The following is a 14,953-nucleotide window of genomic DNA, read 5'->3' on the forward strand; positions in this document are numbered from 1 at the left end:
TTACACCCCCGCTTTTACTTTAGGAATATATCTAAGGCTTGGTTTTGTGCCAAGTTCTGCTCTTAGCCTTATGCTATCTTTGACAGCTAAAAGCTGGCTAATGTGCGAGCTCTCATCGTTTAAATCACCAAATACCAAAGCCTCATATCTGCACGCCTCAACGCAGGCTGGATCTTTTTTATCCTTTAAATTTGTATCTATGCAGAAGTTACAGCTTTGGGCTGAGTGATTGACTTTATCGATATATCTCACGTCGTAAGGACAGGCCACGATGCAGTATTTACAGGCGATGCAGTCATCTATGTTTGTAGTTTGGATGCCAGTTTTTATGTCCTTGTGACAGGCTTTTGTTGGGCAAACAGCGACACAAGGCGCATCCTCACACTGCTGACAAGATACTCTTACATATCTTTTATCAAGCAAATTCTTTGGATCAGTCTTATCCTCTACAAAAAGTCTCATCTGTCCTTTTGGGACTAAATTTACTTTTCTACATGCCACTTCACAGTCCGTGCAGCCAACGCATTTGTTTTGGTCAAATATCATGCCAAAATGTGGTTTTTTCGCACTCTCTTCACTCTTAAAAGCAAAACCACTACTTGCCACGCTAGCACCAGCAGCCACAACTGCCATGCGTTTAAAGAAGGCTCTTCTGCTATTTTGATTTTGCATTTTTAACTCCATTTATGCCTTAATGAGGCTTTTTAATGCCCTCATTTTGCTCTTTTTCATGAATTTTTCTTGCTGCCTCAGCTAGTTCGCCAGGCTTTAAGACCTTAATAAGCTCTATCTCAAAAACGATAGTCTCGCCACCAGGTATCCCCTCCATGCCGCTATCGCCGTATGCAAGCTCAGGCGGGATGACAAATTTAAACTTCTCGCCCTCTTTCATAAGCATCAGACCCTCTTCAAGTCCAGGGATCAAATTTAGCATCGAAAGATGAGCTGGAGCCTCTTTTGTCTCGTCAAAGACCTTGCCATCGACAAAGCTTGCTTTATAATTTACTATGATGATGCTCTCAGGCTTTGGTGTAGCCCCTTTTGAGCTACTTTTTATGATCTCATATTGTAAATTTGATTTTGTTGTTTTTACATTTTTGTTTTTTGCATTTTTTTCCATATAGGCTTTGCCTTGGGCTAAATTCTCTTTTAGCTTGGCAGCCTCTTTTTCTTTTACTATCTTGTCTAAATTTTCAGCCCTTTTGTTTAGTAGCTTTGCTATCTCATCATCACTTAGTTTTAGCTCGCTCTTTAGTGCATCGCTAAAGCCTTTTATCACTGCATCAGCGTCATAGCCAACACCTAGTTGCTTTTGATCTAGCAGTCCTTTTAAAACATATCCACCACTTGTTGCGCCTATGGCATAAGAGTCGTTTGTATCGACATTTGCCAAGAGGCTAGCCACACTTAGGCTAAGAAGTAGCGAACATTTTAAAAACCCATTTTTCATTTCAAACCCTTAAGATTAAAGGGGCTAAAACTAGCCCCTAAATGCTATAAATTTTTGTTTAGAATTCTCTGAGCTTCTTTTATATACTCTTTAGATGCATCTAGTCTTTGTTTAGTAAATTTAAATCCATGCATACCCCACGAACCATCTTTTTCGACCATATCGATGATCTCTTGAGCATTTTGGACAAGCTCATAAACTCTTGCTTTATCACTTGGATCTAGCTTTTTAGTCTCTAGTAGTGAGTAAATTCCCTCGATGCCTATTTTGACCTCTGAGAATTCATTCTTAACTGGAGTTTGCCATCCCATAACCTCATCATAAACTTGTTTTTGGTTTTTAAAATGAAGTGTTGGTTTTAGCTCAGATAGCACTGGGCTATGGCAGCCTTTATTATCTTTCATATCTTTATCAGCCCAAGATGTTCTAGCGCATGCCCACATCAAATCAACATAGTTGTGGCCATTTTTATCTCTCTCAAAGTGCCAATCTTTAGCATCTCTTGGACCTTTAGCAGCGTCGCCTGGTACTAAAGATTTCTCTTTTGGATCGACCATGATCTTCCAGATGTGAGAGCGTCTTTGAGTATCAAAGCCAGCGTTGTCTTGGAACTGAACAGCGTAGAAATTCTCGCAGCTCATCATAAATGGCATGTGGCAAGATGCACAAGTATTGTTTTTGTGTGTATCTGCTTTTGATGCGATATATGCTTGAGTCTCGTGACAATCTTTACAATCTTTTTTGATCTTTGGTTTAGTGTAGAACGCACTTAGATAGCCTTGATCTGGGTTGTAGTTCATACCAGTTACGCTCTTATCGCCTACAACGTTACCTGTGTTGTCGTGTGGATCGTGGCAAGTGACGCATCTCATGCCTTTATCGTAGTGAGCGGTAAAGTATGATTGAGAACCTTCTGAGCCGCATCCTGGTCCCATTGATTTAAATTTAGAGCTTAAAGAAAGATCTAGCTTGCCGTTATTGAGTGGGTTAGCACGCATTAGATCTGGGCTAAAGTTAAATCTTTGGTGACAGCGTTCGCAGTTTGATGTTCTAAAATTTGTAGCTCCATCAAGGTGACCGCCAGCTCCGTGGCACTCCTCACAGCTTACGCCTTTTGAGATAGTGTGTTTTTGAAGCTCTTTGGCATTACCAAGTGCTGCGTAAAATTCTGCTTTTGACTTAAAGTCAAATTTAACTGGGTGGCAAACCTCACAATATGATGAGTTTGCTTGGAAAAACATAGACTTTTTATGTTTTGCGGCGTATGAGGCAAGACCTCTGACATATCCGCCATTATCGCCATACTCTTCAAGAGTGCCAGGAAATTCTGGGACGAGCTCTTTTATCTTTTTAACAGTTGCGTCATCTAAATTTAACGCCCATGTTCTTTGCCATTGGTTACCGCCAGCTACGATCTGACCTGTGCCATCTCTTAGCAAACCGCCCTCAACGTAGTAAGTACCACGAAGTAGCCATGCATCGACGTAGCCCATCTTAGTTCTTAAGTGACCAACGGTTGCGTAGATGACATCTGGAGTGATACCTTTTGGAAGGATAGAAGCGGTATCTTTGTCAAATACTGGCTCAGTTAGGTTGTTATTGACCTCTGGGTGCTCGCCAGGGAAGCGCATAGTAGTTGCGTGGCGAGATCTGCTCCAGACCTCATACTGAGCTGGGTGACACTCACCGCACTTTTCTGGTCCTACAAATTTATTAGGAAACTGAAGTGATGAGGTGGCTGGAATTCTATACATCATAGAGCTATAGCCCTTACCGCCATCTCTTTTACTAAGCTTTGACATATCAAAGCCATGTCCCTCGGCAAGCCACTCTAAGCCGCGGTCATGAACGACCATTTTGCCGACGGTTTTGCCACCATACTTTGTAAAAATAGGGTGGTTTTTAAATAGCCAGTTATACATCTCTTGCTCTTCTACGACGTAGTCTTGCAAGGAGACAACACCTCTACTTTGCAGTGTGCCTTTAGGATTTGCGATAACATCACGTGCTTTATCGGACATCTGCATATTATGCTCTTCGCAACAGGCTTGTGAAGCAAAGATACTAACACCCATGAGTAAGCCTGCTAAGGCTTTGTGTAAGTTTCTCACGTCTCCTCCTTTGAATTTTTATCCTAAAATCAAAATGATTTCATACTGATAATCTTAACACCAAAAAAGGGTAGAAAAGGGGGAAAATTAACAAATTATAAATTTTCGAAACTAATTGTAAATGCAACGTGGTTTTCATCTACGTTTTTAGCAAAGATAAGGGCATTGTTTTTGCGAGCGATAAGACGGCTCATATATAGCCCAAGCCCACTACCGCTCTCTTTTGTGCTAAAGTGTGGTTCAAAGATGACCTTTAAAAATGAATTTTTTATCGCTCCTGCGTTATTTTGCACGCATAAATTCTTGCGATTATCTTTTAAAAAGGTGCTTATTTTTATCACTCTTGGCTTTGTGTAGCTCTGCTTAAATGCGTCTTTGGCATTATTTATGATGTTTATTAGAATTTGGATTATCTCATTGAAATTTGCAAACAGTTCAAAATTTTCTCTCACCTCTAACTGCACTTCGATCTGATACTTTTTAAGCGTTGCGTTTAAAATTTTAATCGTTTGATTTATCACTTCAAGCACCTTAAACTCTTTTCTCAAGGTATTTGGACTAAAGAAATTTTTAAAGTCATCAACGGTTTCTGACATGAAATTTATCTGCTTGCTTGTCTCTTCTATAAACTCATAAATTTTCGCCTCATCAAGCTTTTTTCGCTCCTGGTAAAGCTCTAAATTTATTAAAGCTGAGCTTATCTGAGCAAGTGGCTGCTTCCACTGGTGCGAGATATTGCCTATCATCTCGCCCATAGAGGCTAGGCGGCTTTGATGTATCATTAGCTGCTCAGTCTGCCTTTTGCTCTCTTCACCACGCTTATGCATCTTATAAACAAGTAGTAAAAATAGCCCAAATATAAGCGTTATGGCGCTCATTATGACGATGATCTCTTGCAAATGGTAGGTAAAAATGGCGCGGATTGGTATCTTAAAAGAGATCATCGCAACCGTTTCGTTCACATCTGGGATCTCTATGCCCTCCATGCCGTATTTTTCTAGCATTTGTTGTGGGGCATTTGCACTGCTATGACAGGCTAGACAGCTTGGACTTTGGTTTTTTATAGGCAGACCCACAAAGAGCTGTGAGCCATTTTCATCTTTTATTATCTTTACAAATTCTTGAAATTTATTCTCTTTAAAGCCGTGCAAGACGCCAGCTTCAAATTCATTTGGCTCGTGAGCTTTATTTAGCGGAGCGATAGCAACTAGCTTGTAGTCAAATTCAAGGTTGTATTTTTTCTTTTGGATGTTGTAAATTTCACGGCTTATATATGAAGATGATAGAAGTCTCTCGTCAAAAAAGTCCTCTTTTAGGATGCCCTCTTGCTTTAGCTGTTCGATCAGCGGACGTTGCACGCCTGAGATGTACTCTCTTACAGAATTTATACTCTCAAGCACATAATGCGCCTCTCTTTTGGCGTCTTTCATCGCAAGATCGTTGTAAAAATTTAAAACAAGTGCCGAAACTAGCAGATAGACAAAGATAAAAGCACCGACTATTAGCTGAAATTTATATCTCACAAAGGTAGCCCACGCCGTATAAATTTTTGATCACGTCTTTGCCAAGCTTTCTTCTAAGCTCTTTTACGATGGTCTTTATCGCCTCTTTTGTCGGCTGCTCGTAGTCCCAGATGTAGTCAAAAATTTGCTCATAAGTAATGGTTTGGTTTTTGTTGTTTAAAAAATACTCCAAAAGCTTGCTCTCGCTCTTACTTAGATGAGAAATTTCGCCATTTATGTAAAGCGCTTTTTTGCCAAAATCATACTCAAGCTCGTCATTTAGCCTGATGGTTGGCGTGCGCCCAACTAGCTCAAAAGCCACATCTTCAAGCGCTTTGATGAAAGATTTTTTATCGTATGGTTTTGCAAGATATCTTGTGATCTTTAGCTCGACCGCACGCCACAAATACTCTTGCTCGACGTGGCTAGAAAGGATCACGATAGGGATTTTTTGATTGATAGCTCTTACTTTTTTAGCGATCTCAAGACCATCGATATTTGGCACGCTGATATCAAGCACTAAAGCGTCATACGCCCCGCTCATAGCAAGCTCAAGCGCATCAAAGCCATCTGTTACGCCTTTAACCTCTGCGAAAAATAGCTCCAGCGAGGCGCAAATGTTTTTTAATATCGCCTCTTCATCCTCTAAGCAAAGGACCTTTTTGTTTGATAAAACATCTAAAATATCATACTCTTGCATACGTCATCTCATCTCTTAAGCCAAAATGCCGACTTAAATAACACAAAATAAAAATTATTTCATAAATTTACATCATGATCGTAAGCTTAAAGTAAAAAATCGGCTCGCTACTTAAGCGATAAATTTAAAAGATAAAGTTAAATTTAGCCAAATATTTGGCTAAATTTATCAGGTTCTAAATTTTGAAAGGCTGGTGTTTAGATTATCAGTCATCTTTGAAAGATGAGCAGCTGCAAGTGAGATTTCATCCATGCTTTTTGAGTTTTGTTTTGAAATTTCATCGATATTTACGATGCCTTTTATCAGCTCTTCGACCTTATTTCCAGTCTCTATATAATCCCTCGTAGAGGTTTCATTTAAGCTAACAGTCTCGTTCATTAGCTGGTTCATATTTTCTATTTTTTCATTTATCTGGGCTGATTTTTTGCAAAGCTCACCAGCTTTTTTAGCATTATCGCCGATGGTATGGCTTGAGTTTGAGATCGCTTCAACGATTAAATTTATAGTTGCATTTATCTCGCTTAGGCTATTTTGCGTGCGTTCAGCTAGCTGTCTAACCTCATCAGCCACGACTGCAAAGCCACGTCCATGCTCTCCTGCACGCGCCGCTTCTATCGCAGCATTAAGGGCAAGCAAATTTGTCTGATCAGCGATGTCATCGATGATATTTAAGACATCTTTTACATTTTTAGCTTGATCAGCTAGGCTTTTCATCGAGCTAGCGAGTGAAATTTCGCTATTTGCAGCCTCATCGACATTTTTGCTAAGCCCCAAAACATCGTTTGAAACTTCATTTATATATAGACAGGTTCTTTCAAGATTTTCTTTGCTCTTCTTAGCCTCTTCAAATGAGCTCTTTATCTCTTCTGACATATTTTTTGCCATATTTGTCGTATCTGTGACGATTAGCGAAGATTTGTTGGTTAAATTTGTAGTTTGAGCTGATGTTGAAGAGAGTTGCTCGGCGATAGAAGAGTTCTCATGCGCTAGGCCTTTAACGCTCTCTATCACAGATCTTAGCTCGCTTGTTAGGTCATTTATAGAGCTTTTGATGTTTGAAATTTCATCTTTGCCACTAACTTCAAGCTTTTTAGTAAGATCGCCTCTGCCACTTTTTATCTCATCTGACATCGCGATTAAATTTGCAACGATATTTTTTATAGGTCTAATGATCACCCTACTTAAGATAAATAGCACGATAGCTATCAAAACAATCGTGATCAGGGCGCAAGCGATGATAAATGTTTTTGTATTTTGGCTGTTTTGCTCGTTTAACACGACCTTTGTCTTTTCTATCTCGTCCGCCAAGTCATCGACATATACGCCACTTCCTAGCATCCATTTATATGGCTCAAAATTTGCAGCGTAGCCAAGCTTCTCCACTGGCTCCTGCCCCTCTTTTTTCGCCCAGCCAAATGTGACAAATCCGCCACCTTGTTTAGCCTTTTCGATGAGCTCTTTTATAAGAAGTAGCCCTTTTGGATCTTTTAGTCCGATCAAATTTTTACCAACAAGCGATGGCTTTTCAGGGTGCATCAAAACAACGCCGTCGTAATCGTAGATGAAGATATAGCCAGTTTTATCGCTAAAGAATTTTAGCTTTGAGACGACTCTAAAAATTTCTTTTTTTATCTCATCGTCGCTTAACCCTTTTTCTTTGCCGCCATTATAAATTTCACGCATCATTTGATTGATCGTCTCGACGTCATCTTTTAAATTTTCTTTTCTGGCATTTACCAGTTCGTCGTAGGACTTGTTGGTGAAAAACTGCGTGAGGTTGCTTGAAAATTTGCTATTTAAAAAGATGAGCAAACAGCTGACAAGTAAAACTGAGAATACAAAAGTGAGAATTATCTTTGTAGATATTTTCATAGCACACGTCCTTGCATTTTGGGATTTCCTAAAAAATTGTGTGCCATTTTATACATTCAAATATTAATTATAAATTAACTTTTAAAATTTAAGAAAAAAAGAGAAAATTTGATGAGAAATTTTACTCAAAGCCCAAAATAATGAATAAGTTACAAAAATTATTATTTTAAGCTTTGAGCGTTAAATTTTATAAAATTTAGTTGCCTCTGCTTCCAGGCTTAATAGCCTTGCTACCGCTCTTACAAAGCGGACAGTGCTCTGGCTCGTAAATTTCAAATTCAAAATTTCCCAAAGCGAAAAATGGCTTGTCGCTTGGCAGTTTTGCGTTTGCCTTAGCTTCATTTCCTAAATTTGCGACCTTGCAAAATCCACGGTTTGCAAGCGCTGCAAAGCCAACCACTTCGCCACCAAGGCTCTCTATCACGTGCGCTGCTTCAAGTGCTGAGCCACCAGTTGTTATGATGTCTTCACAAACTATAAATTTCTCGCCCTTTTTCACTTCAAAGCCGCGCCTTAGGCTCATCACCCTATCAACGCGCTCTGTAAATATAAAGCGTTTTTTTGCCGCACGAGCTAGCTCGTATCCAGCCAAAATTCCACCAAGCGCTGGCGAGCAAACGCTATCAAATTTAATGCCAAATTTCTCTATCACGCACGCAAGCTCATCTGCTAGCTTTGCCGCAAGTGCTGGGTCTTCAAGCACCTTTGCGCTTTGTAGATAAAACTGCGAGTGGTTGCCACTACTTAGCAAAAAGTGCCCCTCTAAATACGCCCCAGCGTCCTTGTAAATTTTCTCTAAATTCATCGCTTTTTCCTTTTAAAATTTGCCAAAAATCTTAACACATACCCACTTAAGCCACTCTTTTTAAAATTTAATAAGCCCCACCCTTGTATAATTCTTGCACTCATACAAAAAGGACACTCATGCTTCTCTTTAACCCTGTTGTTTTTAGCATTTTGGTGATGACGGTGCTATGTTTGCTGCGCTTTAACATCCTTCTTTCTATCCTCATCTCAGCCCTTGTCGCTGGGGTTATGTATAAGCATGGTTTTAGCGGATTTGAAAGTGGCTTTACAAGCGGCATAGATAGCTTTTTCACAGCTCTAAAAGAGACCACGCAAAGCCTTATAAGCGGTATGCAAGGCAATCTTGAGACCTCGCTAAGCTACATCTTACTAGGTGCTCTTGCAGCTGCCATTGCAAATACAAATTTAACAGCCATTTTGATAAATGCAATGAGTAAATTTCTTAGCTCAAATAAGGTGATATTCACGCTAACTATCGCTTTTATCGCTTGCTTGTCTCAAAATTTGATCCCAGTTCACATAGCCTTCATACCTATCTTGATCCCGCCACTTCTTGCTCTTATGAATAAAATGGGCATAGATAGGCGTGCGGTGGCTTGCGCTCTTACATTTGGACTGCAAGCGCCTTATGTGAGCCTTAGCGTTGGCTTTGGTCTTCTTTTTCACAATATCCTTAAAAAAGAGCTAGCAAACAACGGCATAAACACAACTATCTCAGATATCTCATCGGTAATGTGGATCGGCGGTGCGTCGATGTTAGTTGGTCTTATCATTGCCATTTTTGTCTACGGCAGAAAGCGCGTTTATAAAACATCTAAATTTGAAAAGGCCGAGCTTGATGAATTAGAGCGCGCAAAGAGCCTTGAGATGACTAAAAAAGAGTGGGCGGTCTTAGCTGGTGCGGTTGTCGCCTTTGTCGTGCAAATTTATACTTCGCTCTTGCCACTTGGTGCGCTGCTTGGACTTTTGGTTATGGTCGTTTTTGGTGGAATAGAATATAAAAAAGTAGATAAGATCATGGATAATGGCCTTGCTATGATGGGCTTTATCGCATTTATCATGCTTGTTGCGGCAGGATACGGCACCATTTTAAGAGAGAGTGGCGGTATAGACGAGCTTGTAAAATACGCTAGTTTGGTCTCTGGCGGTAAGATAGGCGGAGCTCTTTTGATGCTACTTATCGGACTACTTGTTACGATGGGCATAGGCACTAGCTTTGGCACGATCCCTATCCTAGCCTCTATCTACGTGCCACTTTGCCTTAGCCTTGGATTTGGCGTGCCAGCTATCATCTTGCTAGTTGGTATAGCAGCAGCTCTAGGTGACGCTGGAAGCCCAGCGAGCGACAGCACACTTGGGCCAACAAGCGGCTTAAATGCAGACGGCGAGCACAACCACATATATGATACTTGCGTGCCTACATTTGTATTTTTTAACATCCCACTAATCATCGGTGGCGTCGTAGGTGCGTTGATACTTGGATAAAATTTGGCGTTAAAAGCGCCAAATTTATTTTAAATATATGTGCTAAAATCATTAAAAAATTTAAAGGAAAATGCGATGCAAACAAACATTGATTATGCAAAATACGAGACGATGACACGTAAAGCTTTGTTTAATTCACTTGAAAAAGAGGAAAAAAAACTAAATTCATTGCAAAATACTTTAAAAAAACAATCAGAACTAATCCTTTATCTTAAAAAAAAGATAAAAAGCAAACTTGATGAGCCAAAAGATTATGAACTTTTACAATCTCCAAGCATAAAAAAACTCGATATAGAATTTAAAAAACTCTCAAAAATGGAGCAAGAAGCACTAATAGCTGAAGTTAAAACTGAAATGGGCGTTTAGTGTATAAAATAGTCATTAAACGCTCTGCCGACAAACAGCTAGATAAAATTTCAAAAGGCGATCTAAGAGCGGCTCTAAAAATACGCATCTTTCTAAAAGAACTCGAAAAAATAGAAAATCCTTTTGCAACAAATAACGCAGAAAAGATGCAAGGTTATGATAACCGCTGGCGCTGGAGGGTTGGCATACATTACCGCATAATAGGGCTTAAACAAGATGAAATTTTAACTATTGAAATAATAGAAATTTCATCACGAGAAAAAGCATACTAAAAAATACAACCTATAAAAATTTTCAAATTTTTCTCTTTTTGCCGATATAAATTTTGGAACATCTTTTGCTTTGAAAGATTATAAAAATTTTAAAACGAGAAAAAAGGATAAGCTCATGATGAGATCACTTTGGTCTGGTGTTTCAGGCCTACAAGCCCACCAGATAGCCATGGACGTAGAAGGCAACAATATCGCAAACGTCAATACTTATGGTTTTAAATACAACCGCGCAAATTTTGCTGATATACTAAGCCAAACTCCAAGAGTAGCTACCGCTCCACAAGGTCAGCTAGGCGGTCAAAACGCTATGCAAATAGGTCTAGGAACGACCATAAACTCAACTACAAGAATTTTCTCACAAGGCACACTAACAGACACTACTAAGCAAACCGACCTTGCTCTTCAAGGAAATGGCTTCTTTGTCGTATCTCCAGATGGCGGAACGACAAGATACTATACAAGAAACGGCGACTTTGTTCGTGATAAGGCTGGTAACTTCGTAAACAACAGCGGATACATCGTTCAAGGCTGGACTAGAGATGATGAGACTGGCACTATCGACTCAACAGGCCCTATAAGCAACATCGTCATCAAAGAAGGTCTTACAACTCCAGCAAGAGCGACAACAGAAGTTAAAATAAAAGGCAACCTCGACTCAGGTAACAGCATCGGTCAAAGAAGCACGCCTATATACGCTCTTGATTCAGTTGCTGGCGGACGTGACTACAATAACGATGGAATTTTAAATGCCAACGAAGTTCATAACGAAAACGATACAAACAACGACGAATTTTATACAAACTCAAGAAACGAGCAAATCTTAACAGAGCGTGGCGTCGATCTTGGTGTTACATTTGACGAGCTTGGAAACGGACTTGCACTAAGAGATGGACAAGGTATCTGGGTAAGCTACGCAAATGCTAAGACTGAGAAATTTTCAGTAGGTAGCGCTCTAGCACAAAATATCGGTCAGATCAACCCACCAGCTACACTTGATATAACACTAAATGGACAAAATATCAAAACTCAAGCTGGTACGATGACAAGTATCAGTGACGTTGCCGCTGCTATCAACGCTCAGTACAACAAAACTGGTGTTAGAGCTGAAATTTCAGAGGGTAACAAACTAACACTTATAAACAGAAACAACTCAGGTACAACCGAAGAGACAAAAAACATCCACCTAACAGTAAATGCTGGAAACACAGTTGGCGGTCTAGCTAGTAAAGATATCATAACAGCTTATCAATATGTCTATACAAGCTCACAAACAACAGCTGTTCACCCAAATAACGACAAAATCGCAAGACAAATAACAACAACAGAAGATCTTCGTGCAGCTATGCAAGAGGATGCTAGAAACCACGTTGATTATAACGGCGATGGTCAAATAAGAGCAAATTCTGATGCTCTTGATGCAGCAAAACTTGCAACTGCTGCTCACAAGGTAGCTCCAGGCACAGGTGGCGCAGCTATAACAAATCCAGCTTATGCACTAGCATATAACAACGCTTATGCAGCAGCAGCTGGCACGCCTGATCAAAAACACGCAGCCGGTATCGCAGCACTTCAAGCAGCAGCTGGAGATGATACAAACGACGGCGTAAAGATCACTGTAAATAAACTAGGTCAATTTCAACTAGAAAACCCTACAAACGAAATGGCTGATCAAGCACTTTATATGACTACAACTGGTCTTACAAAACCAGCTCAAGGCACAAACAACGCAGCAGTCAATGAAAACGTTCGCTTTACAAACATCATGAAAGCACTTGATGGCGCACTAAGCCCAGGTCAAGCACTAAGAGCGAGCGGTAAGATGATGATGTCAAGCCATGGCTCAACAGCTGAAATTTTTGACTCACTTGGCTCAAAACACACAGTTAGTATCAGATGGGCAAAGACAGGTACTACAACAGATGGTGGTACAGAGTGGAATATGATCATCCAAGTGCCAGAGCCTGCTAAGATAAACTACACAGGTGAGGGTCCAGACAACGTCGTAACTGGTTCATTGAGATTTAACTCAAATGGCTCACTTGCTAGCTTTCACCCAGCTACGATAACATTTTCAGCTAACAACGGCTCACAAAGTGGTCAAAACGTTAGTTTAAATTTTGGCTTAGGAACAGACTTTAACGGACTAACAAGCTTTGATAAAGACTCTTCAACTGAGTCTATCTCACAAGATGGCTACACAGGTGGCACACTAAATGACCTAAAGATCGACGAAACTGGCACTATCATCGGTGCATTTTCAAACGGACAAAGCTTTGGCCTAGCTCAAGTGGCACTTGCTAGCTTTACAAACAACGAGGGTCTTCAAAGTGAGGGCGGAAACGTCTTTTCACAAACTGCAAACTCAGGCGAAGCAGTCATCGGTGCAGCAGGCACAGGCGATAAAGGCACGATCGCAGCTTCAAAACTAGAAGCTAGTAACGTCGATCTAAGCCGTGCGCTAACAGATCTTATCGTCATCCAAAGAGGCTTTCAAGCAAACTCAAAAACGATCACAACAAGCGACGAGATGCTAAACACACTTCTTCAACTAAAACAATAATCATAAAGGGGGCGCTCGCTCCCTTTTAAATTTACAAATAAAATCAGCCTTCTTTTTGTAAAATGCTAAAAAATTTCACAAAAAGAGAAAATATGCAAGTAACACTTCTAAATCACACTCCACTAAATATCTGCTCTCACGCGATCCGCACATGCTGGCAAAGCTTTGAAAAAGGCGACAATGGCGGAGAAAAAGACGTCGAGCTGATAGATAGGGTAGGTAATAAATTTAAACACGCATCAACGCTGGAGCATCTTTACTACAACTTCTACATCCAAGGCATCTCGCGCGCACTACTTCAAGAGCTAGCCCGCCACCGCGTAGCAAGCCTAAGCGTCAAATCAACCCGCTACACGCTAAAAGAGCTAAAAAAAGAGGAGAAATTTGAAGTAGGGCAGTTTGAGCGAGCGGCTAAATTTATCGTGCTAACAAATGACGAAGTGGTCGATAACGCAAGCATAAAAGCGCTTGAAAACTTACGTGAAATTTTAACCTCAACAACAAAGAGCCTTGATATAGTTAAATACTGCCTGCCAGAGTGCTACAAAACAGAGCTTACATGGAGCATAAACGCTAGAAGCTTGCAAAATTTCATCTCTCTAAGAAGCTCAAAATCAGCCCTTTGGGAGATAAGAAATTTAGCAAATGCTATCTATGACGCCTTGCCTGAAGAGCATAAATTTATCTTTGAGAAGTGTTTGCCAGATGATGAGGGTTAAATTTACTTTTCCAAAACGTAAAGAAGTTCGTCTACGTGGATGTTTCTAGCTTTTAAATTTCTGCTGCCGCGGTAGGCATTATACTTTTGGCGAAGTAGATGAACTTTGCCCATTTTATTTAGGTTTTTGTCAAATTCATCTTGGTTGATAAAGCCCTCTGAGTTAAACGAGATAAGCACAAATTTCGCCTTTAAATTTGCTATCAGCTCGAAAAATGCCTCGCTCGCTGATGATTTTTTATTAAAAACTGACCTGTTCCAGTCCTTTGCGATGCCTGAAACTTTTGAAATTTTACTTGGCTCTTCATAGCTTGCGATGAGATTTAGCATGAAGTAGTTTGAGCCGTATGGATGCTGGTTATAAGGCGGATCAAGATAGACTAGATCAAGCCCATCAAGCTCTTTTGCCAGTAAATTTGCGTCCTTTTGATAGACCTCAAATGGCACGCTGAAATTTGAAAAGATAGGCTTAGTCAAATTTATATCAGAAGTGATCCTTGAGATGGCGTTTTGCCCCCTGCCACCAAACTGACCGATGCCCTCTTTATTTTTATGAAAACCTTTAAAAATTCCACTCGTATTTGCATGAACGCTTGCATTATAAAGTAGTGGAGCTATGAAAAATTTTCTCATCTCTTCTGGCAATATCTCATCTATGAGCCTTCTTGCAGTGTCGATGAATATGGCATTTTTCTTTGTGTAAAAGACCCGCTCGCCAAAAGCGATATTTTCATCATCTTGCGGTGCATAAAGCCTTGTTATAAAACCCTCAGAAAGCTTATCTTCTATCTCTTTTTCAAGCTTTTTTTGCCAGAAATTTATCTCATTTTTTAGCTCATTTGTGGCGTTTTGCAGGTAGCATGAGTTTGTGATGAAGCTGTAAAGCTCCAAGTCGTTTGCGACTAAAAATTCGCTATTTTGCTTTAAAAACCTAGCCACCACGCCGCTTCCGCTAAAGAGGTCGCAGCAGCTAAGCTTCTCTTTTTTAAGCTCGTCTTTTGCGTATTTTACGCCTCGCTCGATAAAGCCTAAAAGAGAGCGTTTGTTACCAAGATAGGTTAAAATTTGCTCTTTTAGATAGGCTTGATTTTCTTGTTTTACTGGCTTCAA

The 14,953-nt window shown here is 40.1% G+C and carries 12 protein-coding genes and 2 pseudogenes; 5 read left to right on the forward strand and 9 right to left on the reverse strand.

Features of this window, described 5'->3' with window-relative positions:
* The 8 genes and pseudogenes from G6W42_RS00265 to pyrE form a co-directional block, all read right to left on the reverse strand.
* Entirely contained in the window at nt 1-672 is a 672-nt protein-coding gene (locus G6W42_RS00265) for a 4Fe-4S dicluster domain-containing protein (protein WP_009295155.1), read from the reverse strand.
* 19 nt (nt 673-691) lie between these two features.
* Nucleotides 692-1,450: an FKBP-type peptidyl-prolyl cis-trans isomerase gene (locus G6W42_RS00270; protein WP_194172494.1), complete on the reverse strand. Its 759-nt coding sequence runs from the start codon at nt 1,448-1,450 to the stop codon at nt 692-694.
* A 44-nt stretch (nt 1,451-1,494) separates the two neighbouring features.
* Nucleotides 1,495-3,561: a cytochrome c gene (locus G6W42_RS00275; protein ID WP_009295151.1), complete on the reverse strand. Its 2,067-nt coding sequence runs from the start codon at nt 3,559-3,561 to the stop codon at nt 1,495-1,497.
* Nucleotides 3,562-3,656: 95 nt separating this feature from the next.
* Nucleotides 3,657-5,084, reverse strand: a complete 1,428-nt coding sequence (locus tag G6W42_RS00280; protein WP_194172495.1) for a c-type heme family protein — start codon at nt 5,082-5,084, stop codon at nt 3,657-3,659.
* A complete protein-coding gene (locus G6W42_RS00285; protein WP_194172496.1) occupies nt 5,074-5,763 on the reverse strand; it encodes a response regulator transcription factor in 690 nt (229 codons plus the stop codon). The genes G6W42_RS00280 and G6W42_RS00285 overlap by 11 nt, the downstream gene beginning before the upstream one ends.
* Nucleotides 5,764-6,248: 485 nt before the next feature.
* Nucleotides 6,249-6,438: pseudogene (locus tag G6W42_RS10760) on the reverse strand (methyl-accepting chemotaxis protein); the annotation flags it as partial.
* A gap of 351 nt (nt 6,439-6,789) precedes the next feature.
* Nucleotides 6,790-7,635 (reverse strand): annotated as a pseudogene (locus G6W42_RS10765) (cache domain-containing protein); the annotation flags it as partial.
* Nucleotides 7,636-7,831: 196 nt separating this feature from the next.
* A complete protein-coding gene (gene pyrE, locus G6W42_RS00295) occupies nt 7,832-8,440 on the reverse strand; it encodes an orotate phosphoribosyltransferase (RefSeq protein WP_194172498.1) in 609 nt (202 codons plus the stop codon).
* A 119-nt stretch (nt 8,441-8,559) separates the two neighbouring features.
* On the opposite strand from pyrE, the gene G6W42_RS00300 reads away from it, so the two are divergent.
* The 5 genes from G6W42_RS00300 (at nt 8,560) to thyX (ending at nt 13,844) form a co-directional block, all read left to right on the forward strand.
* On the forward strand, nt 8,560-9,927 hold the full coding sequence (locus G6W42_RS00300; protein WP_194172499.1) for a Na+/H+ antiporter NhaC family protein: 1,368 nt from the start codon (nt 8,560-8,562) through the stop codon (nt 9,925-9,927).
* Nucleotides 9,928-10,002: 75 nt separating this feature from the next.
* On the forward strand, nt 10,003-10,293 hold the full coding sequence (locus G6W42_RS00305; protein WP_194172500.1) for a hypothetical protein: 291 nt from the start codon (nt 10,003-10,005) through the stop codon (nt 10,291-10,293).
* Nucleotides 10,293-10,565: a type II toxin-antitoxin system RelE family toxin gene (locus tag G6W42_RS00310; protein WP_196779918.1), complete on the forward strand. Its 273-nt coding sequence runs from the start codon at nt 10,293-10,295 to the stop codon at nt 10,563-10,565. The genes G6W42_RS00305 and G6W42_RS00310 overlap by 1 nt, the downstream gene beginning before the upstream one ends.
* A 115-nt stretch (nt 10,566-10,680) precedes the next feature.
* Nucleotides 10,681-13,125, forward strand: coding sequence for a flagellar hook protein FlgE (gene flgE / locus G6W42_RS00315; protein ID WP_194172501.1), 2,445 nt, complete (start codon nt 10,681-10,683; stop codon nt 13,123-13,125).
* A 92-nt stretch (nt 13,126-13,217) separates the two neighbouring features.
* A complete protein-coding gene (thyX, locus tag G6W42_RS00320; RefSeq protein WP_194172502.1) occupies nt 13,218-13,844 on the forward strand; it encodes an FAD-dependent thymidylate synthase in 627 nt (208 codons plus the stop codon).
* Nucleotides 13,845-13,846: 2 nt separating this feature from the next.
* Here the strand turns inward: thyX and G6W42_RS00325 are convergent, their stop codons facing one another.
* A complete protein-coding gene (locus tag G6W42_RS00325) occupies nt 13,847-14,953 on the reverse strand; it encodes a DNA adenine methylase (RefSeq protein ID WP_194172503.1) in 1,107 nt (368 codons plus the stop codon).

Source organism: Campylobacter concisus (genome assembly GCF_015230015.1).
GTDB lineage: Bacteria > Campylobacterota > Campylobacteria > Campylobacterales > Campylobacteraceae > Campylobacter_A > Campylobacter_A concisus_AF.

Coding starts and splice junctions, on each gene's coding strand:
- G6W42_RS00265 (WP_009295155.1), bottom strand. CDS start 672: ATGCAAAATCAAAATAGCAGAAGAGCCTTCTTTAAACGCATGGCAGTT.
- thyX (WP_194172502.1), top strand. CDS start 13,218: ATGCAAGTAACACTTCTAAATCACACTCCACTAAATATCTGCTCTCAC.
- G6W42_RS00305 (WP_194172500.1), top strand. CDS start 10,003: ATGCAAACAAACATTGATTATGCAAAATACGAGACGATGACACGTAAA.
- G6W42_RS00270 (WP_194172494.1), bottom strand. CDS start 1,450: ATGAAAAATGGGTTTTTAAAATGTTCGCTACTTCTTAGCCTAAGTGTG.
- G6W42_RS00285 (WP_194172496.1), bottom strand. CDS start 5,763: ATGCAAGAGTATGATATTTTAGATGTTTTATCAAACAAAAAGGTCCTT.
- G6W42_RS00300 (WP_194172499.1), top strand. CDS start 8,560: ATGCTTCTCTTTAACCCTGTTGTTTTTAGCATTTTGGTGATGACGGTG.
- pyrE (WP_194172498.1), bottom strand. CDS start 8,440: ATGAATTTAGAGAAAATTTACAAGGACGCTGGGGCGTATTTAGAGGGG.
- flgE (WP_194172501.1), top strand. CDS start 10,681: ATGATGAGATCACTTTGGTCTGGTGTTTCAGGCCTACAAGCCCACCAG.